General features: G+C 70.0%; 18 protein-coding genes and 1 tRNA gene. 10 read left to right on the top strand and 9 right to left on the bottom strand.

Annotated elements, in window-relative coordinates; translation table 11 throughout:
- The first annotated feature begins 32 nt into the window (after window positions 1–32).
- The 5 genes from ACGFML_RS17985 (at window position 33) to ACGFML_RS17965 (ending at window position 3993) form a co-directional block, all read left to right on the top strand.
- On the top strand, window positions 33–743 hold the full coding sequence (locus ACGFML_RS17985) for a class E sortase (RefSeq protein WP_393544742.1): 711 nt from the start codon (window positions 33–35) through the stop codon (window positions 741–743).
- Between the two features lie 80 nt (window positions 744–823).
- A complete protein-coding gene (locus ACGFML_RS17980; protein ID WP_393544740.1) occupies window positions 824–1000 on the top strand; it encodes a hypothetical protein in 177 nt (58 codons plus the stop codon).
- The gene (locus ACGFML_RS17975; protein ID WP_393544738.1) at window positions 997–1653 is read left to right on the top strand and encodes an aminodeoxychorismate/anthranilate synthase component II; all 657 of its coding nucleotides are present in this window, start codon (window positions 997–999) and stop codon (window positions 1651–1653) included. Before ACGFML_RS17980 ends, ACGFML_RS17975 begins: the two co-directional genes overlap by 4 nt.
- Window positions 1650–3218 (top strand): class E sortase, encoded by a 1569-nt coding sequence (locus ACGFML_RS17970; protein ID WP_393544737.1) that lies wholly within the window; start codon window positions 1650–1652, stop codon window positions 3216–3218. Before ACGFML_RS17975 ends, ACGFML_RS17970 begins: the two co-directional genes overlap by 4 nt.
- A 25-nt stretch (window positions 3219–3243) precedes the next feature.
- Window positions 3244–3993 carry a class E sortase gene (locus ACGFML_RS17965; protein ID WP_393544735.1) on the top strand — a complete coding sequence of 250 codons (750 nt, stop codon included), beginning with the start codon at window positions 3244–3246 and terminating at the stop codon, window positions 3991–3993.
- A 98-nt stretch (window positions 3994–4091) separates the two neighbouring features.
- On the opposite strand, the gene pknB is transcribed toward ACGFML_RS17965, so the two are convergent.
- The 6 genes from pknB to ACGFML_RS17935 form a co-directional block, all read right to left on the bottom strand.
- Window positions 4092–6086 (bottom strand): Stk1 family PASTA domain-containing Ser/Thr kinase, encoded by a 1995-nt coding sequence (pknB, locus tag ACGFML_RS17960; protein WP_393544734.1) that lies wholly within the window; start codon window positions 6084–6086, stop codon window positions 4092–4094.
- A 146-nt stretch (window positions 6087–6232) separates the two neighbouring features.
- Window positions 6233–7702 carry a peptidoglycan D,D-transpeptidase FtsI family protein gene (locus ACGFML_RS17955; RefSeq protein WP_393544732.1) on the bottom strand — a complete coding sequence of 490 codons (1470 nt, stop codon included), beginning with the start codon at window positions 7700–7702 and terminating at the stop codon, window positions 6233–6235.
- Entirely contained in the window at window positions 7699–9096 is a 1398-nt protein-coding gene (locus ACGFML_RS17950; RefSeq protein ID WP_393544730.1) for an FtsW/RodA/SpoVE family cell cycle protein, read from the bottom strand. The genes ACGFML_RS17955 and ACGFML_RS17950 overlap by 4 nt, the downstream gene beginning before the upstream one ends.
- Window positions 9097–9119: 23 nt before the next feature.
- On the bottom strand, window positions 9120–10730 hold the full coding sequence (locus ACGFML_RS17945) for a PP2C family protein-serine/threonine phosphatase (RefSeq protein ID WP_393544728.1): 1611 nt from the start codon (window positions 10728–10730) through the stop codon (window positions 9120–9122).
- Window positions 10731–10862: 132 nt separating this feature from the next.
- Entirely contained in the window at window positions 10863–11393 is a 531-nt protein-coding gene (locus ACGFML_RS17940) for an FHA domain-containing protein (RefSeq protein WP_393544727.1), read from the bottom strand.
- A gap of 10 nt (window positions 11394–11403) precedes the next feature.
- The gene (locus tag ACGFML_RS17935; RefSeq protein WP_393544725.1) at window positions 11404–12234 is read right to left on the bottom strand and encodes an FhaA domain-containing protein; all 831 of its coding nucleotides are present in this window, start codon (window positions 12232–12234) and stop codon (window positions 11404–11406) included.
- A gap of 534 nt (window positions 12235–12768) precedes the next feature.
- On the opposite strand from ACGFML_RS17935, the gene ACGFML_RS17930 reads away from it, so the two are divergent.
- Window positions 12769–12852: transfer RNA gene (locus ACGFML_RS17930), tRNA-Leu, on the top strand.
- A gap of 136 nt (window positions 12853–12988) precedes the next feature.
- On the opposite strand, the gene ACGFML_RS17925 is transcribed toward ACGFML_RS17930, so the two are convergent.
- Window positions 12989–14026, bottom strand: a complete 1038-nt coding sequence (locus ACGFML_RS17925) for a LysR family transcriptional regulator (RefSeq protein ID WP_393544723.1) — start codon at window positions 14024–14026, stop codon at window positions 12989–12991.
- Between the two features lie 109 nt (window positions 14027–14135).
- Between ACGFML_RS17925 and ACGFML_RS17920 the strand changes: the two genes are divergently transcribed.
- Entirely contained in the window at window positions 14136–15362 is a 1227-nt protein-coding gene (locus ACGFML_RS17920; protein WP_393544721.1) for an MFS transporter, read from the top strand.
- A 284-nt stretch (window positions 15363–15646) separates the two neighbouring features.
- Here the strand turns inward: ACGFML_RS17920 and ACGFML_RS17915 are convergent, their stop codons facing one another.
- Entirely contained in the window at window positions 15647–16297 is a 651-nt protein-coding gene (locus tag ACGFML_RS17915) for an FMN-dependent NADH-azoreductase (RefSeq protein ID WP_393544720.1), read from the bottom strand.
- A 127-nt stretch (window positions 16298–16424) separates the two neighbouring features.
- On the opposite strand from ACGFML_RS17915, the gene ACGFML_RS17910 reads away from it, so the two are divergent.
- Entirely contained in the window at window positions 16425–16787 is a 363-nt protein-coding gene (locus ACGFML_RS17910) for a winged helix-turn-helix transcriptional regulator (protein ID WP_393544718.1), read from the top strand.
- 155 nt (window positions 16788–16942) lie between these two features.
- Here the strand turns inward: ACGFML_RS17910 and ACGFML_RS17905 are convergent, their stop codons facing one another.
- Window positions 16943–17377, bottom strand: coding sequence for a MarR family winged helix-turn-helix transcriptional regulator (locus tag ACGFML_RS17905; protein WP_393544717.1), 435 nt, complete (start codon window positions 17375–17377; stop codon window positions 16943–16945).
- Between the two features lie 381 nt (window positions 17378–17758).
- Between ACGFML_RS17905 and ACGFML_RS17900 the strand changes: the two genes are divergently transcribed.
- Together ACGFML_RS17900 and ACGFML_RS17895 are read left to right on the top strand one after the other, a co-directional pair.
- On the top strand, window positions 17759–19096 hold the full coding sequence (locus ACGFML_RS17900) for an ABC transporter permease (RefSeq protein WP_393544715.1): 1338 nt from the start codon (window positions 17759–17761) through the stop codon (window positions 19094–19096).
- 369 nt (window positions 19097–19465) lie between these two features.
- On the top strand, window positions 19466–20881 hold the full coding sequence (locus ACGFML_RS17895) for a DUF2252 domain-containing protein (protein ID WP_393544713.1): 1416 nt from the start codon (window positions 19466–19468) through the stop codon (window positions 20879–20881).
- Window positions 20882–21489: the final 608 nt, after the last annotated feature.

The following is a 21489-nucleotide window of genomic DNA, read 5'->3' as shown; positions in this document are numbered from 1 at the left end:
CATCCCGCGGGCGGCGGGAGGGGCGGGGCCGAATGACGCTGCGGAGCCGGAGCACGGTGCGGTGGATCGTACGGGCACTCAGCGAAACCTGCGTCACCGCCGGCACCCTCATCGTGCTCTTCGTCGTCTACGTGCTCTTCTGGACCGGTGTCCGGGCCGACAGCACGATGGACGGCGAGATCGCCAGACTCCAGGAACAGTGGTCGACCGGCCCGATCGCCTCCCACGACAGCGCCCCCGCACCCACCCGCGCCAAGCCGCCCCGCCGCTACGAAGCGGGCTCCTCCTTCGCCGTGATGTACATCCCGCGCCTCGGCGCGGACTGGGCCAAACCCGTCCTGGAGGGCACCGCCACCGACACCCTCAAACGCGGCCTGGGCCACTACGACCGCACCGCGCGGCTCGGCCGGGTCGGCAACTTCGCCGTCGCCGGACACCGCCGCACCTACGGAGACCCCTTCAAGGACTTCCCCCGGCTGCGCCCCGGCGACGCCGTGGTCCTGACCGACGGCACCACCTGGTTCACCTACCGCATCGACAACCGGCCCTACACGACGCTGCCCGGCGACACCGGCGTCATCGACCCCGTACCGGCACGGTCCGGCTACAACGGCCCGGGACGCTATCTCACACTGACCACCTGCGAGCCGGAATGGGGCCACAGCCACCGGCTGATCGCCTGGGCACACCTGGACGCCACCCAACCCGTCGAACAGGGAAGGCCGTCGGCTTTGACCGGCTGACCCCCTGCGCCCACCCTCGCCCCTTAGTCTGGTGGGGCAATCGACATCGTCATCGGCATCGGCAAGGGGACAGCGAGCGCATGTACGGCTGGATCTGGCGGCATCTGCCGGGCAACGCATGGGTGAAGGCGCTGATTTCACTGATGCTGGTGCTGGCGGTCGTCTTCGTGCTCTTCCAGTACGTCTTTCCGTGGGCGGAGCCGCTGCTCCCCTTCAACGACGTCACGGTCAATGAAGGGATGGCGGCACTCCGATGACCGCACGGATTCTCGTCGTCGACAACTACGACAGCTTCGTCTTCAACCTCGTCCAGTACCTCTACCAGCTCGGTGCCGAGTGCGAGGTACTGCGCAACGACGAGGTCGCGCCGCGGCATGCCCAGGACGGCTTCGACGGCGTCCTGCTCTCGCCCGGGCCCGGGACGCCCGAGCAGGCCGGCGTCTGCGTCGACATGGTCCGTCACTGCGCCGAAACCGGGGTCCCGGTGTTCGGCGTCTGTCTGGGCATGCAATCGATGGCGGTCGCCTACGGCGGCGTGGTGGACCGGGCACCCGAGCTTCTGCACGGCAAGACCTCGCTCGTCACCCACGAGGGCGCCGGGGTGTTCTCCGGTCTGCCCTCCCCCTTCACGGCCACGCGCTACCACTCCCTGGCCGTCGAACCCGACACCGTCCCCGACGAACTGACCGTCACGGCCTGGACCGAGTCCACGGACGCCCCCGGCGGACGGATCCCCATGGGCCTGCGGCACCGTGAACTTCCGGTGGAGGGCGTGCAGTTCCACCCCGAGTCGGTCCTGACGGAGTGGGGACACAGGATGCTGGCCAACTGGCTCGTGGAATGCGGCGACGAGGAGGCTGTGCAGCGCTCCACGGGGCTGGCCCCGGTGGTCGGCAAGGCCGGAGGGTGACGGCCCTGCGCCCCGAGCGTGAGGAGAGACCCTACGAGCCGTACGACCCGGCCCAGCCGTATGCGTCCGAGCAGCCCGACGGGCCGCAGGATCCCTACGGCCCGTCGGAGCCGTACGGCCACCCCGACGCGTTCGAGGCGGCCGTCGGGCAGCTCGACGACCCGCTGAACGATCCGCTGCCGGGCCAGGCGACACCGGCGCCCGAACCCGGAGCGTACGAGAGGCCCGAGCGGCCGGCCCGCCACGCCGCGAACGACACGGCGGGCCGGCACGCCGCGAGCGACGGCTCACCCTGGTTCCGGCCGCAACGCGAAGACGAGCACCCCGGCCCACCGGTCCCCCTGCCCGGCCCCCGGCCGGGCTCCTATGGGGCCGCGTCCCACTGGCCCCGCAACTTCGGCCCCGAGCCGACCGCCCACGGCCACGCTCCGGGACATGGCGACGGGACCGGTCACGGAACCGGACAGGAATCCGGCACGGCCGCCGAGCCGATGCGCAAGCCGTACGCGGCGCCCCGGCCCCCGGCCCCCGCTCCGGTACCCCCGCCCCTCGCCGGGACGCAGACGGACGACGAGACCATGGCGCTTCGCCAGGCCGAGGAGCCGGGCGCGGGTCGTGACGGCGCCGTTGTTTCACGTGAAACAACGGGCAGTGGCGACGTTTCACGTGAAACAGACGCGCCGCCTGCGTCCGGTGGCCGTGCGGCGCGGCGTAAGGCTGCACAGGAGGCCGCCAAACGGGGCGGCAGACGTGCCCGGCACGGCGGTGCCGGTTCGGCGGCCGCCAAGGCCACCTCCGCCGCCACCTCCGCCGCCACCTCCGTCGCCGCCGAACCGCCTCCCGCCCCCACCTCCCGGCTGGAGGCCCGCCGCGCCGCACGAGCCGCCAAGGAGAGCCTCAGCCTGATCGTCAGTCGCGCGGTGGGCGAGGTGTTCATCAGCCTCGGCGTCCTGATGCTGCTGTTCGTCACGTACCAGCTGTGGTGGACGAATGTGATGGCCGGCGAGGAGGCCGGCGGCGCCACCACCACCCTCCAGCACGAGTGGCAAAAGGGCGGCGGCGAAAAGAAGAACCTCGCGGCCGGTGAGCGCTTCGGCATCATGTACATCCCGAAGCTCGATGTGAAGGCGCCGATAGCGGAGGGCATCGACAAGCACAACGTGCTCGATCACGGCATGGTCGGCCACTACGACAAGAGCAGCGGGATCAAGACGGCGATGCCTTGGGACAAGAAGGGCAACTTCTCGGTGGCAGCCCATCGCAACACTCACGGCGAGCCGTTTCGTTACATCAACAAGCTCACCAAGGGCGACAAGATCGTGGTCGAGACTCAGAGCGCGTACTACACGTACGAGATGGAGAGCATCCTTCCGCAGACCTCACCGAGCAACACCAGCGTGATCGGCCCCGTGCCGCCCGGCTCGGGATTCACCGGCCCCGGACGCTACATCACGCTGACGACCTGCACCCCGGAATTCACCAGTACCTATCGGATGATCGTCTGGGGCAAGATGGTCGACGAGCGACCGCGGAGCAAGGGCGAACCGAAAGCGCTCACCGGCTGAACGAACGTAAGAGGGGTATGACGCGGTGACTGCGACCGACCACGACGGGGACACCGACCCCTCCGAGCCGCCCCCGAAGTCGCGTCGCGGACGACGGATCGTCGCCTCGGTCGTCAGCGTCATCGGTGAGCTATTGATCACGGCCGGAGTGGTCCTCGGCTTGTTCGTCGCCTACTCGTTGTGGTGGACCAACGTCCTTGCCGACCGCGAGGCCCATAAGCAGGGCGACGCGGTACGCGATCACTGGGCCGCGGGCGGCCACAGCGGCCCCAAGGGACCCGGCGAGCTGGACACCAAGGACGGCATCGGCTTCCTGCACGTCCCGGCCATGGATGCCGGCGAGGTGCTGGTGGAGAAGGGCACCAACGCCCGGATCCTCAACGAGGGTGTGGCCGGCTACTACACCAAGCCGACCAAGTCGGAGCTGCCGAAGGACGAGAAGGGCAACTTCACGCTCGCCGCCCACCGCGACGGCCACGGCGCGAAGTTCCACAACATCGACAAGCTCAAGGACGGCGACCCGATCGTCTTCGAGACCCGGGACACCTGGTACATCTACAAGGTCTACGCCGTGCTCAGCCAGACCTCGAAGTACAACGTGGACGTCCTCGACGACATCCCCAAGGAGTCCGGCAAGCAGAAGGCCGGCCGCTACATCACGCTGACGACCTGCACCCCGGTCTACACCTCGAACTACCGCTACGTCGTGTGGGGCGAGCTGGAGCGCACCGAGAAGGTCGACGCGGACCGCACACCGCCCAAGGAACTCCGCTAGGTCCCGGCGCCGGGCCGAGCACCGGGCCCAGGTACGACTGAGCCCCGGCCGCCCTCTCAAGGGCGGCCGGGGCTCAGTCGTACGACTCTGCGGGGCCGCTAGTGCCCGCCGAAGGCACCGCCGAAGATGCCGCCGCCGTCGTTGCCCCCGTTACCGTTGTCCCCGCCACCCGCGGTGGTCAGATTCACGGTCGTGTTCGCGGGGTCGGACGGGGTGCTTGCCGCCGGGTCCTGCGTGATCACCAGGGCGTTGTCGTCCTGCTGACTGCCGTCGGCGAACTGGATGTTGTTGAAGCCCGCCTGCTGCAGCGTCTGCTTCGCGTCCTTCACCTTCTGACCGACGACGTTGGGCACCGGCGTCTGCGCGGAGGCCTTGCCGACCGTCAGATTGATGGTCGATTTCGGCTTGGCCTTGGTGCCGGCCTCCGGGCTCTGTGTGAGCACCTTGCCGACCTTGGTCGGGTCGGGGGCGTCCTGCTCGGTCTTGGTGACCTCGAAGCCCAGGTCTCGCAGCTGCTTCTGGGCCTCTTCGAAGCTCTTGTCCACGACGCTCGGGACATCGACCTTCTCGGGCTCCTGCGCGACCGTCAGCGTGATGTGGGAGTCCTTGGTCGCCTCGCTCTGTGCCGCGGGGTCCTGCTCGAGGACGACGCCGGGCGTACGGTCCGAGACCTTGAATTCCTTGCGGACGTTGGTGAAGCCCTTGTTCCTGAGCTCCTCCCGCGCCTTCTCGAAGGAGAAATTGGTGACGTCGGGGACGGTCACCTTGGCGGGCCCCGTGCACAGGACCACGGTCACCGTGTCGTTCTTGTCGATGTCCTTGCCGGGTTCCGGGCTCTGCGAGGTGATCTGCCTCTTCTTGACGTTGGTGCAGGCCTTTCGGCCGCCCACGGCAACCTTGAAGTCGCCGTTTTTCCCCAATCTCTCGGCTTCGTCCTGCGTCCTGCCAGTGAGGTTCATCACCTCTTGCTTGCCATTGGTGGTCTTGCCGCCGAACATCGCCCGGCCGATGAAGATCGCACCGACCAGGACGAGAACGGCCGCGAGGACCAGCAGGATCGTCGAGGTGTGGCTCTTCTTCTGGCCGCCGCCCCGCCGCCGCTCGGCGCGGTCGTCATAGCCGTAGCCCCCGTCGTCGGGGTTCATCGGCGGCAGCATCGAAGTCTTCGGACCGCCGTCCTGCGGACGCAGCATCGTGGTCGGCTGGTCCTGGTCGAAGCCGCCCGCACCCATCGCGGAGGCCGCCGCGACCGGCTGGCCGTCCAGCGCCGCCTCGATGTCGGCACGCATCTCGTCGGCCGACTGATAGCGGTAGTCCGGATCCTTGACCAGCGCCTTGAGGACGATCGCATCCATGTCCGGCGTGATCTCGGGATCGAAGTTGCTCGGCTTCTGCGGCTCTTCCCGCACGTGCTGATACGCCACCGCGACCGGCGAGTCACCGATGAACGGCGGCCGTACGGTGAGCAGTTCGTACAGCAGACAGCCCGTGGAGTACAGGTCGGAGCGCGCATCGACCTGCTCGCCCTTGGCCTGCTCCGGTGAGAGGTACTGAGCGGTGCCGATGACCGCCGCGGTCTGCGTCATCGTCATCCCGGAGTCACCCATGGCGCGGGCGATACCGAAGTCCATGACCTTGACCTGGCCGGTGCGCGTCAGCATGACGTTGGCCGGCTTGATGTCACGGTGGACGATGCCGGCCCGGTGGGAGTACTCCAGCGCCTGGAGCACGCCGGTCGTCATCTCCAGCGAACGCTCGGGCAGCAGCTTCCGGCCGGAGTGCAGCAGCTCACGAAGGGTCGAGCCGTCGACGTACTCCATGACGATGTACGGGATCGAGACCCCGTCGACGTAGTCCTCGCCGGTGTCGTACACGGCGACGATCGACGGATGGTTCAGCGAGGCGGCCGACTGGGCCTCACGGCGGAACCGGGCCTGGAAGGACGGATCACGGGCGAGGTCCACCCGCAGCGTCTTCACAGCGACGGTGCGGCCCAGACGGGTGTCATGGGCGAGGTAGACCTCCGCCATGCCACCACGGCCGAGCACCGACCCCAGCTCGTACCGGCCGCCGAGGCGACGCGGCTCTTCCATAAGCTTCTCCAGCCCTCTCCGTCAGTCCTGACCGCACCCGTGTGTGGTCCGGCGGTGTGCTGTCCGGGCATACGGTACCCGGCGCGCCGTGCCGGACCGGGTCGCTGCCGCAACCTGATATCCGACCGGTATTGGCACGACCCGCGTCACTTGTTGCTCTCGAGTACCGCCTCCATGACGCTCTTGGCGACCGGAGCTGCGAGCTTGCCGCCGGCGATGTCATTGCGGAGTGTGTCGGATCCCTCAATCACCACCGCGACCGCCACGGGAGTGCCCTTGGCGGTCTTCGCGTAGGAGATGAACCAGGCGTACGGGTTGTCCTTGTTGTTCTCGCCGTGCTGGGCCGTGCCGGTCTTGCCGCCGACGGTGACGTCGGGGATCTGCGCGCTCTGCCCCGTGCCCGTCTTGACGACGGTCTCCATGATGCTCTGGACCTTCTGCGCGTTCTCCGGCGAGAGCGGGTTGCTCATCACCTGCGGCGTGTGCTTCTGCACCACATTGAGGTTCGGGGCTTCCAGCTGCTCGACCATGTACGGCTTCATCAGCTTGCCGCCGTTGGCGACGGCCGAGGCGACCATGGCCATCTGCAGCGGCGTGGCGCGGTTGGACGCCTGGCCGATGCCCGCCATCGCGTTCTGCGGCCGGTTGTCCGAGGGGAAGATGCTCTCCGCGGCCCGGACCGGAGTGTCGATCTGCGAGTTGTTGAAGCCGAACTTCTCCGCCTCGGTCTTCATCTTCTTGTTGCCCAGATCGGCGCTGATCTTGCCGAAGACCGTGTTGCAGGACAGCCGCAGTGCCTCACGCAGGCTGGCGTTCTCGCACGGGATGTTGCCTTCGTTCTTCAGCTCGATGCCCGAGGTGTCGGGAAGCGTGTACGGCAGCGGCGAACGCGTCTTGGAGTCGACGTCGTCGTAGAGGCCGTTCTCCAGCGCCGCCGAGGCCGTGACGACCTTGAAGGTGGAGCCGGGCGGGTAGGTCTGGCGCAGTGCCCGGTTGAGCATCGGCTCGTCCGAGTCGTTCTTCTTCTGCAGCGCGTTGTACGCCTTGGCGTCCTTGTCGGTGTTGCCCGCGAACGTCGAGGGGTCGTACGAGGGGGTGCTGGCCAGCGCCAGGATCCCGCCGGTCTCCGGGTTGATCGCGGCGACCGCGCCCTTCTTGCCCTTCAGCCCGTCGAAGGCCGCCTTCTGGGCCTTGGCGTCCAGCGTGGTCACGACGTTGCCGCCCTTCTGCTTGCCGCCGGTGAACATGTCGACCGTGCGGCTGAAGAAGAGCTTGTCGTCGCTGCCGGAGAGGATGCCGTCGTTCAGCTTCTCCAGCTGGTTGGCGTCGAAGGCCTGCGAGGCATAGCCGGTGACCGGCGCCCACATCTTGCCGTTCTTGTACGTCCGCTTGTACTTGAAGTCGCCACTGTCGGTCGTCGCCGACCCGGTGACCGCCTTGCCGTCGACGATGATGTCGCCGCGCGGCGTGCTGTAGCGCTCGATGGCCACCCGGCGGTTGTGCGCATCGTTCTTGAGCTCGTCGCCCTGGACGAACTGCACCCAGTTGACGCGGACCAGCAGGGCGAGGACGAGTAGGCCGCAAAAGATCGCGACCCGGCGCAGGGGCTTGTTCACGGGCGGACCACCTGGGTCATCTCGGCGTCGGTGGAGGGGGCGGGCGCCGGAGCGGGCCGGCGCGCGGTGTCGCTGATCCGCAGCAGGATCGCGACCAGCGCCCAGTTCGCGATCACGGACGAACCACCCTGGGCGAGGAACGGCATCGTCATACCCGTCAGCGGGATCAGGCCCGTCACACCGCCGGCGACGACGAAGACCTGCAGCGCGAAGGCGCCCGACAGACCGATCGCCAGCAGCTTGCCGAACGGGTCACGTGCGGCCAGCGCCGTACGGATACCGCGCTCGATGAGCAGGCCGTACAGCAGCAGGATGGCCATCAGCCCGGCCAGGCCGATCTCCTCGCCGACGGTGGCGAGGATGTAGTCGCTCTTCGGCGCGATACCTCCGATGAGACGGGAGTAGCCCTGTCCCAGGCCCGAACCGAGGATGCCGCCGGAGCCGAAGGAGTACATCGCCTGCGCGGTCTCGGTGACACCGCCGTTGAGCAGCTCCAGCGGGTTGAGCCAGTTGTGGACGCGGACCTTCACGTGCGACTCGAAGGTGGCCACGGCGACCGCGCCGCCGCCGCTGAGCAGCAGACCGAAGACGATCCAGCTGGTGCGCTCGGTGGCGACGTACAGCATGATCACGAAGAGGCCGAAGAAGAGCAGCGAGGTGCCCAGGTCGGTCTCGAAGACGAGGATCATCAGGCTCAGCGCCCAGATGACCAGGATCGGGCCGAGGTCGCGGCCACGCGGGAGGTACAGCCCCATGAAACGGCGGCTGGCCAGCGCCAGCGCGTCCCGCTTCACCATCAGATAGCCCGCGAAGAAGATCGCGATGATGATCTTCGCGAACTCACCCGGCTGCAGCGAACCGACGCCGGGAATGGTGATCCAGATGCGCGCGCCGAAGCGGGCCGGGAAGAAGATCGGCGAAATCAGCAGGACCAGCGCGACCACCATCGAGATGTAGGTGTAGCGCTGCAGGACACGGTGGTCCTTGAGGAAGATCAGAACGCCGAGGAAGAGCGCGACACCCAGCGTCGACCACATCAGCTGCCCGGGTGCCATCGCGCCGCCCAGCTGGGGGGTGCTGATCTGCGGCTCCTGGTCCAGGCGCCAGATGAAGACCAGGCCGAGACCGTTCAGCAGAGTGGCGATCGGGAGCATCAGCGGGTCCGCGTACGGCGCCCACTTGCGCACGACCAGGTGCGCCACCCCTGCCAGCAGGCCGAGGCCCAGCGCGTAGCCGAGCACGCCCGCGGGGACGGACTCCTCCTTGGCCAGCCCGACGTTGATGTACGCGAACACCGGGATGATCACCGCGAAGACGAGCATGGCCAGCTCGGTGTTGCGGCGGCTCGGGGCTCCGATGGTGCCGATGGTCGTGGTGTTGGTGGTACTGCTCATGAGATCTCCGGCCCCCTACGCCCTCACTGCTGGGTGCTGCAATTCTTTTCCAGCTTCTGCTGCTCCTCGGAGGGGGCCTGGCTGGTGGTGGGTGTGGGAGAGCCGGACGCAGAGAGCGCGTCGGGCACACTGCTGCCCGACTTCGTCTTGTCGGTCGTGCCGGGCTTGGTGGTGCTGCCGGGCTTCGAGGTGCCGCCGGGCTTCGGGGTGCTGCCGGCCGAGCCGGTCTTGCCACCCGAACCGGTCTTGCCACCCGACGTACCGCCGGCCTGTCCCCGGCCCTTGTTGCGGGCCGCTTCCTCGGCGGCGGCCTCCCGCTGCTCCTTGGCCAGACAGGCGTTGGCCTGCTTGCCGAGCTCGGTGACCTTCTCGCCCGCCTGGACACGGGTGTCGACCGGGATCGTCGCCTTGACCTGGTTGCGCTGATAGACCGGTAGGTACTTGAGTTCGATCTCGGGGTGGTCTTCGTCCACGTCGTTCAGCGAGATCCACGCCAGGTCCTGGCTGATGCCGCGGTACAGCGCCACATGATTGTCCTTGGCGCCGACGAAGTACTGGGTCTGCGTCCAGCGGTAGCCGCCGTAGAGCCCGCCGCCGACCACGACCAGCGCGAGCGCGATGAACAGCGACCGCTTGAGCCACTTCCCTCGCCGCTGCGGCTTGAGGAAGTCCTCGTCGGTGAATGCCCCGAAGGACCCCTGCGGTGGGCCTCCGACCTCCGGGCCACCGCTGCCGGGCGGACCGAAGGTGCCTCCCGGAGGTGTCGGGGTGCCGTCCCGGCGGCCCAGCTCGGCGGCGCGGGCGGCGGGCGTCTGCAGGGTGCTCGGGTCGCTGAGCTGGTTCTGGTTCTCGGCGACGGCACCGACGATCACCGGGGTGTCGTTGAGCTGCCCGGCCATCGTGTCCGAGCCGTCCACGTCCAGGACGTCGGCGACGATGCAGGTGATGTTGTCGGGCCCGCCGCCGCGCAGCGCGAGCTGAATCAGCTCCTGCACCGTCTCGTGCGGCCCGTGGTAACTGGCGAGGGTCTCTTCCAGCGTCTGGTGGCTGACCACCCCGGACAGCCCGTCCGAGCAGATCAGATACCGGTCGCCGGCCCGCACCTCGCGGATCGACAGATCGGGCTCGACATGATCACCGCTGCCCAGCGCCCGCATCAGCAGCGACCGCTGCGGATGGGTGGTGGCTTCCTCCTCCGTGATCCGGCCCTCGTCGACGAGCCGCTGCACCCAGGTGTGGTCCTGCGTGATCTGCGTCAGTGCGCCGTCGCGCAGCAGATACGCGCGCGAGTCACCGACGTGGACGAGGCCGAGCCGCTGTCCCGTCCACAGCAGGGCGGTGAGCGTCGTGCCCATGCCCTCCAGCTGGGGATCCTCCTCGACCATCACCCGGAGCTGATCGTTGGCACGCTGCACGGCGGTGCCGAGCGAGGTGAGGATGTCCGAACCCGGAACGTCGTCGTCGAGCTGGACGAGAGTGGAGATCACCTCGGACGAGGCGACCTCACCGGCGGCCTGACCGCCCATGCCGTCGGCGATGGCCAGCAGACGTGGCCCGGCGTAACCGGAGTCCTCGTTGCCCTCGCGGATCATGCCCTTGTGCGATCCGGCGGCGAAGCGCAGTGACAGACTCATGCGCACCTCACCCGTCGGTTCGGGGTACGGCCGATCTCCTCGAGCCACACTGCCCACCCTCCGGTCGGGAGCACACCCGGGTCCGTCGAGTGGACCGCCTCGGTTCGCTCGCTCCGCTCGCTCATTGTCGTACTACTTCCGCAGCTCGATGACGGTCTTGCCGATGCGGATCGGGGCTCCCAGCGGAATCGGTGTCGGGGTCGTCAGTCGGGTCCGGTCCAGGTACGTGCCGTTGGTGGAACCGAGATCCTCGACGATCCACTGGCCGTCACGGTCCGGGTAGATCCTGGCATGCCTGCTGGACGCGTAGTCGTCGTCCAGCACGATCGTGGAGTCGTGGGCACGGCCCAGCGAAATCGTCTGGCCCTGGAGGGCGACGGTGGTGCCGGTCAGCGACCCCTCGGAGACCACCAGCTTGGTGGGCGCTCCACGGCGCTGGCGGTTGTTGCCCCGGCCGCCCTCCTGGCGGCGCGGTTGTTGCTGCTGCGGCGCGGCGGCCTGCCGCTGCGCGCGCTGCTCCTGCCCGCCGCGCCGCGCGGCACCGCGCTGTGTGACGCGCGTGCCGAACAGATCGCTGCGGATGACCTGAACGGCCACGATGACGAACAGCCACAGTACGGCGAGGAAACCCAACCGCATGACCGTGAGGGTCAGCTCTGACATTGCCCCCGCTTCACCCTTCGGCTTGCCGGTAAACGATGGTGGTACTGCCCACGACGATTCGTGAGCCGTCGCGGAGACTAGCGCGAGTGGTGTGCTGCCCGTCTACCACGATGCCGTTCGTGGAACCCAGATCCTGGATCGTGGGGGGCGTTCCGACCCGGATCTCACAGTGACGCCGGGAGACACCCGGGTCGTCGATCCGTACGTCGGCGTCGGTGCTGCGGCCCAGCACAAGCGTCGGTCGCGAGATCTGGTGGCGGGTGCCGTTGATCTCGATCCAGCGCCGGGTCTGCGCATGGGGCTGCGGTCCTGCACCGGGCGGTGCCGCACGGGGTACGGGCTGTGCGCCGCCGGGAGGCGGGGACGACGGCATGGGTGGCGCGGCCACGTGGCCGCCGCCGGGCTGACCGCCCCGCGGCGCCGCGGGAGCGCGCTGTCCGGCCGCCTGTTCCGGCTCCTGGGATGTGCTGGAGGCGAGCGTACGGCTGCGGACGCGGTACAGGCCGGTGTCGAGATCGTCGGCCTTCTCCAGATGAACCTTGATCGGGCCCATGAAGGTGTACCGCTGCTGCTTGGCGTAGTCGCGGACCATGCTGGAGAGCTCGTCGCCGAGCTGGCCGCTGTACGGGCTGAGCCGCTCGAAGTCGGGCGTGCTCAGCTCGACGATGAAGTCGTTGGGGACGACCGTGCGGTCGCGGTTCCAGATGGTGGCGTTGTTGTCGCACTCACGCTGCAGCGCGCCGGCGATCTCAACGGGCTGCACCTCGGACTTGAACACCTTGGCGAAGGTGCCGTTGACGAGACCTTCGAGACGCTGCTCGAAACGCTTCAGTACTCCCACGGGGCACCTCCTTCCTCAGCCTTCGTCTGGGTCGGCCTGATCGGGTCGTCCTGATACTGCTTACTGATCGTATCCACGCGTCGGGAAATCGGCTGGTTCCCCTTTCCCGCTGGGAGGACGAGTGTCGCCCCTCACAGGGTTGCCCGGACCTTGCCTGTCTCTCTGCCCGCCTTCAAGCACTGCGATCGTAGATGTGCCCCCCACACAGTGTCCCGCAACCGCCGAGCCGTCCGGCCGGGCGGGGGTGAAGCGCCCTTCCGGCCACGCCCCGGGGCACGGCCCCGGTGCGTCCCGCCGGGAGTGGCTTCCCCCGGCGGCGGACACCGCGAGTGTGAACCCTGGGGGGCGTGCTCGGCGAATGCCCGGGTGAGAGCGGCCGGCGGCCCGGCGGCGACCGCACCTGCGGGGACTGGGGGAAAGGCGTGTGAAGGCACCCTCAACACCGTGCTAATCTTCTGGATGTCGGCAGGCGCTCGAACAAGACCCGGACGGAACAGCCCGGATCACGTGAGAGAATCAACCGGCAGCACCCATGCGCGGGTGGCGGAATAGGCAGACGCGCTGGATTCAGGTTCCAGTGCCCGAAAGGGCGTGGGGGTTCAACTCCCCCCTCGCGCACAGATGAGACCCCCGGTCTCCGGAGAAATCCGGAGACCGGGGGTCTTTTGTTGTCGGGTATGTCACCTGTTATGTGCGGCACAGGCACAGGCACAGGCGCGGGTACGGGCGCGGCGAGCGGTTCGGTGGGGGCTCGTCAGGCGAGGGCGGAGCCGGCGGAGCCTTGGGCCTGCGCGGTGCTCATCACATCCCAGTCGTCCACGGTGCGTGGGGCGTTCATGTCGTTCGTGGGGCGCGGGGTCTGCGGACTGCGTGTGGTCTCCGTCACGATCGCGCGGAAGGCGCGGATGCGTGCCGTCTCACGGGCCGGGTGGTGGACGAGGCCCAAGACGGAGTCCGGGAGGCCGATGACGGGGACGAAGGCGAGGTCGCCACGGCCGTGATAGCCGGCGGTGGGGCGGCAGAGCAGCATGCCGCCGCGGCCGGCCGCGGCGAGGGTGAGGCCCTCCTGCAGGGTGCTGACGCCGGCGCCGGCGGGTATCGGGCGGCCCGCGGGCGTCGCCGTGGGGGCCTGGGCCGCGCGCCAGTAGGCGGGCGCGGGCGCGTGCGGGGAGATCAGGGCGACCTCGGCGAGATCCTCGGCGGTGAGGTGCTCCCTGGCCGCCAGAGGATGGCGTACGGACAGGGCCAGGGTCTGCGGCTGGGCGGCGAAGACCGGACCGAGGGCGAGATCCGGCTCGGCAACGGGGAGCAGGGTGACGGCGACATCGACCGCGCCGCTGCGCAGCGCGCCGAAGGGGTCGCAGAGGGGTATTTCGACGATCTCGGTGTCGCAGCCCGGGTGGCGGGCGTGGAAGGCGTCGATCGCCCGCATGATCCCCTCGTCCGCGGTGCCCTGGAAGCCGATCGTCAGCCGTCCTTCGATGCCACGGGCGGCCGCATGCGCGGACCCGACGGCGGCGTGCAGCGCGTCGTAGGCGGGGCGCAGGGACGTACGGAACTCCTCGCCGAGCGGGGTGAGGCGCACGCGGCGGCTGCTGCGCTCGACCAGGCGGGCACCTATGCGGGACTCCAGGGCGCTCAGCAGCTGGCTGACGCGGCTCTGGGAGACGTACAGGCGCTTCCCGGTGCGGCCGAAGTGGAGTTCCTCGGAGAGCGCGAGGAAGCACTCCAGCTCACGGAGTTCGAGGCCGGGGACGGGCGTGCGGGGGCCGCTCGGGGGGCATGGCGTCATGGGGTCCTTCGGTGGCGGACGGGCCGGGGGTCCGGTCGATGAGTCCTGCTCATGGAAGGCTGAGGACTTCGCCGTTGTTCCCGGCTCGGCGGGCGAGTTGGCTGGGGGCATGACGCAGACGGAGGATACGGGCCGGGCGGTCGAACGGGACGCGCGGCCAAGGGGGTTGGGGTGTGCGCGGGGCGGCTGGCCCGCCGTGGGTGCGCTGGCGGCCGGGACGTTCACCGTGGTGACGTCGGAGATGCTGCCCGTGGGGCTGCTGACGCCGATCGGCCGGGACCTGGCGATCTCTGACGGGACGGCGGGTCTGACGGTGACCGCCACCGGGCTGGTCGCGGCGGTGGCGGCGCCGCTGGTGACCTGGCTGGTGGGGCGGCTGGACCGGCGGGCGGTGCTGATCGCCCTGATGGCGACGCTGGCGGTGGCGAACCTGCTCGCGTCCGCCGCGCACGACGTCGCGGTGCTCTTGGCGGCGCGCGTGCTGGTGGGCGTGGGGATGGGCGGTGTCTGGGCGATAGCGGCGGGGCTGGCGGTGCGGCTGGTGCCGGAGCGGCGGGTGGCGGCGGCCACCTCCCTGGTGTTCAGCGGAGTCGCTGCGGCATCCGTGCTCGGAGTGCCGACCGGGACGTTCGTGGGTGAACTGGGCGGCTGGCGTGCGTCGTTCACGGCGGTGGCCGCGGTCTGTGCCGCGGTGGCCGTGGCGATCGCCGTACTGCTGCCGCCGCTGCCGGCCACCGGGGCGGTACGGCTGGGCGGGGTGCTGACGCTCTTCCGCCGGGCGTCGGTGCGCACCGGACTGCTGCTGGTGGCCCTGCTGGTGACGGGGCATTTCGGCGCGTACACCTATGTGCGGCCGGTGCTGGAAGAGGTGGCCGGGGCCGGCGCCGGCCAGATCGGCACGCTGCTGCTGGCCTTCGGTGTCGCCGGGCTCATCGGGAACTTCGTGGCCGGCGCCGGCGCGGCGCGCGCACCGCGGGCCACGCTGCTGGTGATCTGCGCGGTGCTGGCGGTGGCCGTGCTGCTGCTGCCGGTGCTGGGGCGCGGCGCGGGGGTGCCCGGGGCGGGGCTCGTCGTGGCCCTGTGGGGGCTGGCCTACGGGGGTGTCTCGGTCGCCACACAGACCTGGCTGATGGCCGCCGCACCGGACGCCGGGGAGGCGGCCTCCGGCCTCTTCGTCGCGGTCTTCAACGGTGCCATCGCGCTGGGCGCGCTGGTCGGCGGCCGGGCGGCGGACGGCTGGGGTGCCACCGGTGTGATGTGGCTGGGCGGCGCGCTCGCGGCGGGGGCACTGGTGACGGTGGCCGTGGGGCGGGCACCGGGGCAGGGGCTGGGGTAGGGGCTGGGATAGGGCCGGGGTGAGCCTTCCGGCCGAGGGTGTGGTGGGGGTGGGAGTGGGGTGGGAGTGGGAGTGGGGGGGCGGCGCGGTCGTCACCCCCCACCCTCACCGCGTGCTCCGGGAGGCTGTCTGTCGACCCGGGCGCCGGGGCGGGCCGACGTGGGGCGGCCGTCTGGGCCCGGGGCCCGGGCCCCATCGCCGGTTGGCGCTTGGCGCTTGGTGGTTGGCGGCAGCGGCAGGCGACAGGCGGTCGGATTGCGGTTTGCCGGTTTCCGGTGACGGTTTCAGGCGGTGAAGCGCTCGACGAGGGCCTTGGCCTTGGTCGCCGCGTCCTCGTGGGCCTTGTCACGGGAGATCTCGTACTTCGGGACGAGGTCGGCCATCGCCGGGTTCACGGGCGCCATCGTCAGCTCGGGGACGATGAAGTCGACGTCGAGGCCCAGGCCGGCCCCCAGGACCGCCTGGAGGTAGTTCTGCACGTACTCGAACTCCTCGCGGGGGGTGCCCGGCGCGTAGGAACCGCCACGGCTGGCCACGACGGTGACCGGGGTGCCCTTGGCGCTCGGTTCGGCGCCCGACGTGCGGCCCATGATGATCACCTGGTCCAGCCACGCCTTCAGGGTGGAGGGGATCGTGAAGTTGTACATCGGGGCGCCTATCAGGACCGCATCGGCCCGCTCCAGCTCCTCGGCGAGCTCGACGCGCACGGCGAAGGCGGTCTGCTGCTCGGGGGAGTGGGTGGCGGGGTCGGCGAAGCCGGCGGAGGCGGCGGTGGCATCGAGGTGCGGCAGCGGGGCTGCGCCCAGGTCGCGGTAGATGACGGTGCCGTCGGGGTGCTGCTCCTCCCAAGCCTTGCGGAAGGCGGCGGTCACCGAGCGGGAGGCGGAGCCGCCCTCGGGGAAGACGGAGGAGTCGATGTGCAGGAGGGTCGCCATGGGGATCGGTCCTTAGGGTCGCGGCCGGGCGATGCTCGGCGCACTTGTTGAATTCCGTACGTCCCTATTAATAGCACAGCTCCTTACTTTTCTGCAGCAGCCAACATCAAAGCGGTACCCTGGGCTCATGGCGGACCACAGTGAGACGACGTGCAGACAGGTCGACGTCGGTATGACGCGCGTCTTCGAACTGTTCGGGAAGCGCTGGACGGGCCTGATCGTGGCCACCCTGATGCCGGGGCCGGTGCACTTCGCCGACCTGCGGCGGGCGATCTCCGGGATCAGTGAGCGCATGCTGTCCGACCGCCTCATGGAGCTGGCGGCCACCGGTCTGGTCGTACGCGAGGTGGACGCGGGGCCGCCGCTGCGCGTCGCCTACCGGCTGACGGAGGCCGGGCTGGCGATGGAGCCCGCGCTCCAGGAGCTGTCGCGATGGGCCGAGCTGTACCTCGCCGACGGCGGTCAGTGCCCGGAGAGGTTTCGGAAGTAACGCCTTCCGGGGGCGGGGACGGGGGTAGGGCGCTCGCGGTCCGGGCCCGGAGTCCGGGGTCCGGGGTCCGGGGTCCGGGGTCCGGGGTCCGGGGTGCGAGGCTCGAGTGTGGTGGGGCGGTGCGGGTCGGTGCCCGGTGGGGTCGGTTCGGCGGGTCAGCCGAGTCGTTCCTGTGCGGCGTTGTAGCGCTGCAGATACGTCGCGAAGCGGTCGAGGTCGGCCGGGTCCCAGTCAGCCAGCCGCTCGTGGAACGCCTGGCGGCGACTGGCGGTGACATTGGCGAGCACCTCGGCGCCCTTTTGTGTGGGGTGCAGCACCTGGACGCGGTGGTCGTCGGGGTCGACGCGGCGCTCGACGAAGCCGAGCTTCTCCAGTGCGGCGATCTGTCGGCTGACCGTTGACTTGTCCAGGAGGTAGTGCGCCGCGAGGTCCGTGGCGCGGCATCCGTGCTGGTCGTCGAGGTGCGCAAGCAGGGTGTAGGAGACCAGCGACAGCTCGGGATGCATCCGTGCGGCGGTCGCGCGGGCCCGCCTGGCGAACGCGGTCATCTCCTGCTGGATGGTCTCGACGGACGTGTCGCGGTGGGGCACGGAGTTGCCTTTCGTCGAAGTAGTTGTATAGTACAACGTGAGTTGATGGTTGTAATTGCCAACTCTGTGGGCCTGGGGCGGCCTGCCTGGGCCGGTCAGCTCCCGGCGGGTATGCCGCGCCCTCGCCAAGCCGCGCCGTGTCGCCCGCCCCCGCGCGATGCCGGGCGTTGCCCCTCCCAGCGGCGCACGACGGCGGCGTACGGCGGCGGCGTACGGCGGTGTGACCGCTGTTCCGGCAGATGGCAGCGGTCGGCAGCAGGCAGCAGGCAGCAGGCAGCCGCTCGCGACAGCCCATGCCACCGATGACCAACCGACTCGACCCGACCGACTCGACCCAACGGATTCGACCCAACCGACTCGACTAGCTGAGAAGGCCCGCCCATGAGTTCGGCACACCGTCCCGACCACCGCCGAAACGATCCCCGCAGCGCCGACCGAGCCGCCCTCCGGACGGAGCGGCCGGCCGCACACCGCTCCAGCAACTCCGCCGGGCTGCGCCACGTCCTGACGCACCTGATCACGCCACTGCTGATGTGCATCGGCATGGGCCTGGCGTACCTCGGTGCCTTCGCGAACCCCGCACCGCACCACCTGCCCGTCGCCATCGTCGGGTCGGGCCGGAGCAGCCAGTTGCTCGCCCAGTCGATCAACGACAAGGCACATGGCGACCTCGAGGTGAGGACGGTCGGCGATCGGGGGGCCGCCATGGACCAGCTCAAGCACCAGGACATCTTCGGCGCGTATGTGATGAAGGCGAAGGTGGACGCCGGCGGCGCGACCGGCGGCGCGACCGGTGACGCGCGGGACTCCGGTCCCGAACTGCTCGTCGCGACCGCGGGATCCGACACCAGCGCGTCCGTGGTGCAGAAGATCTTCACCCCGCTCGCCGCACAACAGGGCGCCCCGCTCAAGGTGACCGACGTGGCACCGACCGCCAAGGACGATCCGACCGGCCAGGGCATCTTCTTCCTGCTGGTCGCGATCAGCATCGGCTCCTACGCCTCGGTCGCGGTGATCGGCGGCGCCGGAGCCGTACTGCCGCTGCGGCTGCGCGCGGCGCTGGCGGTCGGCACGTCCTTCGTGGTCGGCCTCATCGGGACGGCGTTCGCCGGTCCGGTCTTCCACCTCGTCGACCACGGCCTGTGGGGCGTGTGGGGAATGGGCTGGCTGTACTCCGCAGGCATCCTGCTGATCGGCACCGGTCTGCACACCTTCCTCAAGCGCTGGACCACGCTCGGGGTGATGGCGCTGTTCGTGATGCTCAACTTCACCTCCTCCGGCGGGATCTTCCGCCCCGAGATGCAGAACGGCTTCTTCGCCGCGCTGCACTCGTTCTGGAACGGCGCCGGCTTCGTCGAGGGCACCCGCAGCCAGGTCTACTTCGCCGACCACGGCTTGGCCGGACACATATGGACGCTGGCCGGATGGCTGGTCGTCGGCCTGCTGATGGTCGGCGTGGCGGGCCTGGCCGAGAGGAAGCGGCGTACGGACGAGGCGACCTCGGCCGCCAATGCCGCGGCGGTGGCGGCGGCCGCCGTGGCGGCCACGGTGCCCGAGCGGGCCGCCAGGCAAGAGACGGAACAGCGGCGGCGGATGGAACAGTCGGGGCAGACAGGGCAGACAGGGCAGACAGGGCAGACAGGGCAGACACGGCAGTCGGGGCAGATGGAGGGGTCGGCTGAGTCGGAGGAGGAGATGGAGGAGGCTGTGGGGGTGTAGCTCCGGGCAGCGGCCCGCATCGAGTTGGCGGCCCGCATCGAGTTGGCGTCCGGCATCGGGTTGGCGGCCGCACGCCTGGCGTTGCCCGGGGCGTCCCCGGTTTTCGCTCCGTCGGGGCGTCCGCTGCTTCCGCTCCGAGCCTCGTCCGCTCCTCCCTGGAACTGCCCCGTGCCGGCTTTCTGACCTCTTGCTTCGATGGCGTCGCGCCTCGTCCGGCTCGCTCAACAGCCTTCTCCGAGCACCCTCCTTGGAGAGTTATCCACAGGCCCTGCCGTCTCCTGCCCCTTGTCGGTACGGTCATGGACGAACGCAAGGAACCGGCCGGTCGGGCCGGATGGACGCAGGCCGTGAAGGGGGAGGTGGCGCGTGATGTCGCGTGTGCCGTACGTACCGGGGTTCGCGAAGACGGACGGGCAGGAGGAATCGCCCAAGGCCGTCGGCCGCGCGTTGCGGGAGCGGCTGCGCCGCTCCGAGCAGGCCGAGCTGCCGGCCCCGGTCGGGCGGCCGGACGCGGTGGCGGCAGTCGAGGAGTCCAATGCCGGACGGCTGCCGGAGCTGACGCCGATACGGGTCGGACGGATGGCCGCCAGCCCCTTCGCCTTTCTTCGCGGCTCAGCCGGCCTGATGGCCTACGACCTCGCCGCCGGCCCGGTCACCGGCATCGGCGCGCAGATCTGTGGTGACGCCCACGCCGCCAACTTCGGGCTCTACGGTGACGCGCGCGGCGGCCTCGTCATCGATCTCAACGACTTCGACGAGACCCTGCACGGCCCGTGGGAATGGGATGTGAAGCGGCTCGCGGTCTCACTGGTCCTGGCGGGACGGGAGGCGGGCGTCGATGAGGACGGCTGCCGAAAGGCGGCGCAGGACGCGGTGGGCGCGTACCGGCGCACGATGCGGCTGCTGGCGAAGTTGCCGGTCATAGAGGCGTGGAACGCGATCGCGGACGAGGAACTCGTCTCGCATGCCGACGCCCGGGACTTGCTGGGGACGCTGGAGCGGGTCTCAGCCAAGGCACGTAAGAACACCAGCGCACGGTTCGCGGCGAAGGCCACCGAGCAGGGGCCGGACGGCGGACTGCGGTTCGTGGACGCGCCGCCGGTGCTGCGGCGGGTGCCGGACGCGGAAGCGGCGGCGGTGGCCTCCTCACTCACCGACTATCTGGAAACGCTCCCCGAGGACCGGCTGCCGCTGCTCGCCAGGTACACCGTGCACGACGTGGCCTTCCGGGTGGTCGGGACCGGCAGCGTGGGGCTCCGTTCGTACGTGGTGCTGCTCCTTGATCACCGGGGCGAGCCGTTGGTGCTCCAGGTGAAGGAGGCGCGCGCCTCGGTGCTGGCGCCCTTCGTGGAGAAGGCCGGTTTTGCGGTGCCGTCGGTCACGCACGAGGGCCGTCGGGTGGTCCGTGGACAACGCCAGATGCAGGTCGTGAGCGACGTGCTGCTGGGCTGGACAAGGGTGCAGGACATACCGGGGAGCGGAAGATCGGACGGGGTGCCCTTCCAGGTCCGGCAGTTCCGCAACCGCAAGGGAAGCGTGGACCCGGCGCAGCTGACCGAAGACCAGATGGACGACTACGCACGGATGACCGGCGCTCTCCTCGCGCGGGCGCATGCGCACAGCGTGGACCCGTGGCTGGTGGCCGGGTACTGCGGCAAGGGGGAGGCACTGGACGAGGCGATAGCGGCGTTCGCGGTGGCGTATGCGGACCGTATGGAAGCGGATCACGCGGACCTTGTGGCGGCGGTCAAGAGCGGTCGAGTAGCGGCTGACATGGGGGTCTGAGCAGGCGGAGGTGGCCGGGCTGAGCGAGGGGCTGAGCAGGCAGGAGCCTCCGGAGTTCCTATGACGTGGGATTGGCACGCCGGTCCGCGGTGGGAGGTGTCGGGCCGGGAGCCGCATGGCAACGGGCGTCGGGTCGGACGCGACCCGGCGTGCGCAGTGAGAGGGCGGGCCGGCTTCGGGGCGGGCCGTGGGGTGTGGGTGGGGCTGACGCAGGCCGGCGCGCAGGCCGGGCGGGCCGCGTGGGTTGCGGACCCACGGACCCACGGACCGCATGGTCGAGTCGAAGACCACGGGAGACGTGGCACGAGCCCGTACTGCGTTTGCGATGTGGGCCGGTGGGGGCCCGGGGCGTCCGCTCGTGAGTGCCGGATGACCGGGGGTGAGGGCAAGGGGTGGGCTGCGTGCTGGGGGTGCGGGTGTGGGTGTGGGCATGAGGGCTGGGGGGTGTGGGTGGGGTGGGGGCGGGGCCGGGGGCACGGGCACGAAGGCGCTAGCCATCCGCCCTCCCCCCCCCCCCCCCCCCCCCCCCCCCCCCCCCCCCCCCCCCCCCCCCCCCCCCCCCCCCCCCCCCCCCCCCCCGCGGCGGCCCCCCCCGGCGGGGCGGGGGC

The organism is Streptomyces sp. NPDC048650, assembly GCF_043199095.1.
Lineage (GTDB): Bacteria > Actinomycetota > Actinomycetes > Streptomycetales > Streptomycetaceae > Streptomyces.
This window is presented reverse-complemented; position numbering and strand designations above follow the sequence as displayed.

Excerpts from the sequence above, each read along its gene's own strand:
- ACGFML_RS17925 (WP_393544723.1), bottom strand. The coding sequence starts at position 14,026 with ATGACGCCATGCCCCCCGAGCGGCCCCCGCACGCCCGTCCCCGGCCTC.
- ACGFML_RS17985 (WP_393544742.1), top strand. The coding sequence starts at position 33 with ATGACGCTGCGGAGCCGGAGCACGGTGCGGTGGATCGTACGGGCACTC.
- ACGFML_RS17980 (WP_393544740.1), top strand. The coding sequence starts at position 824 with ATGTACGGCTGGATCTGGCGGCATCTGCCGGGCAACGCATGGGTGAAG.
- ACGFML_RS17920 (WP_393544721.1), top strand. The coding sequence starts at position 14,136 with ATGACGCAGACGGAGGATACGGGCCGGGCGGTCGAACGGGACGCGCGG.
- pknB (WP_393544734.1), bottom strand. The coding sequence starts at position 6,086 with ATGGAAGAGCCGCGTCGCCTCGGCGGCCGGTACGAGCTGGGGTCGGTG.
- ACGFML_RS17975 (WP_393544738.1), top strand. The coding sequence starts at position 997 with ATGACCGCACGGATTCTCGTCGTCGACAACTACGACAGCTTCGTCTTC.
- ACGFML_RS17910 (WP_393544718.1), top strand. The coding sequence starts at position 16,425 with ATGGCGGACCACAGTGAGACGACGTGCAGACAGGTCGACGTCGGTATG.
- ACGFML_RS17915 (WP_393544720.1), bottom strand. The coding sequence starts at position 16,297 with ATGGCGACCCTCCTGCACATCGACTCCTCCGTCTTCCCCGAGGGCGGC.
- ACGFML_RS17900 (WP_393544715.1), top strand. The coding sequence starts at position 17,759 with ATGAGTTCGGCACACCGTCCCGACCACCGCCGAAACGATCCCCGCAGC.
- ACGFML_RS17945 (WP_393544728.1), bottom strand. The coding sequence starts at position 10,730 with ATGAGTCTGTCACTGCGCTTCGCCGCCGGATCGCACAAGGGCATGATC.
- ACGFML_RS17950 (WP_393544730.1), bottom strand. The coding sequence starts at position 9,096 with ATGAGCAGTACCACCAACACCACGACCATCGGCACCATCGGAGCCCCG.
- ACGFML_RS17940 (WP_393544727.1), bottom strand. The coding sequence starts at position 11,393 with ATGTCAGAGCTGACCCTCACGGTCATGCGGTTGGGTTTCCTCGCCGTA.
- ACGFML_RS17895 (WP_393544713.1), top strand. The coding sequence starts at position 19,466 with ATGTCGCGTGTGCCGTACGTACCGGGGTTCGCGAAGACGGACGGGCAG.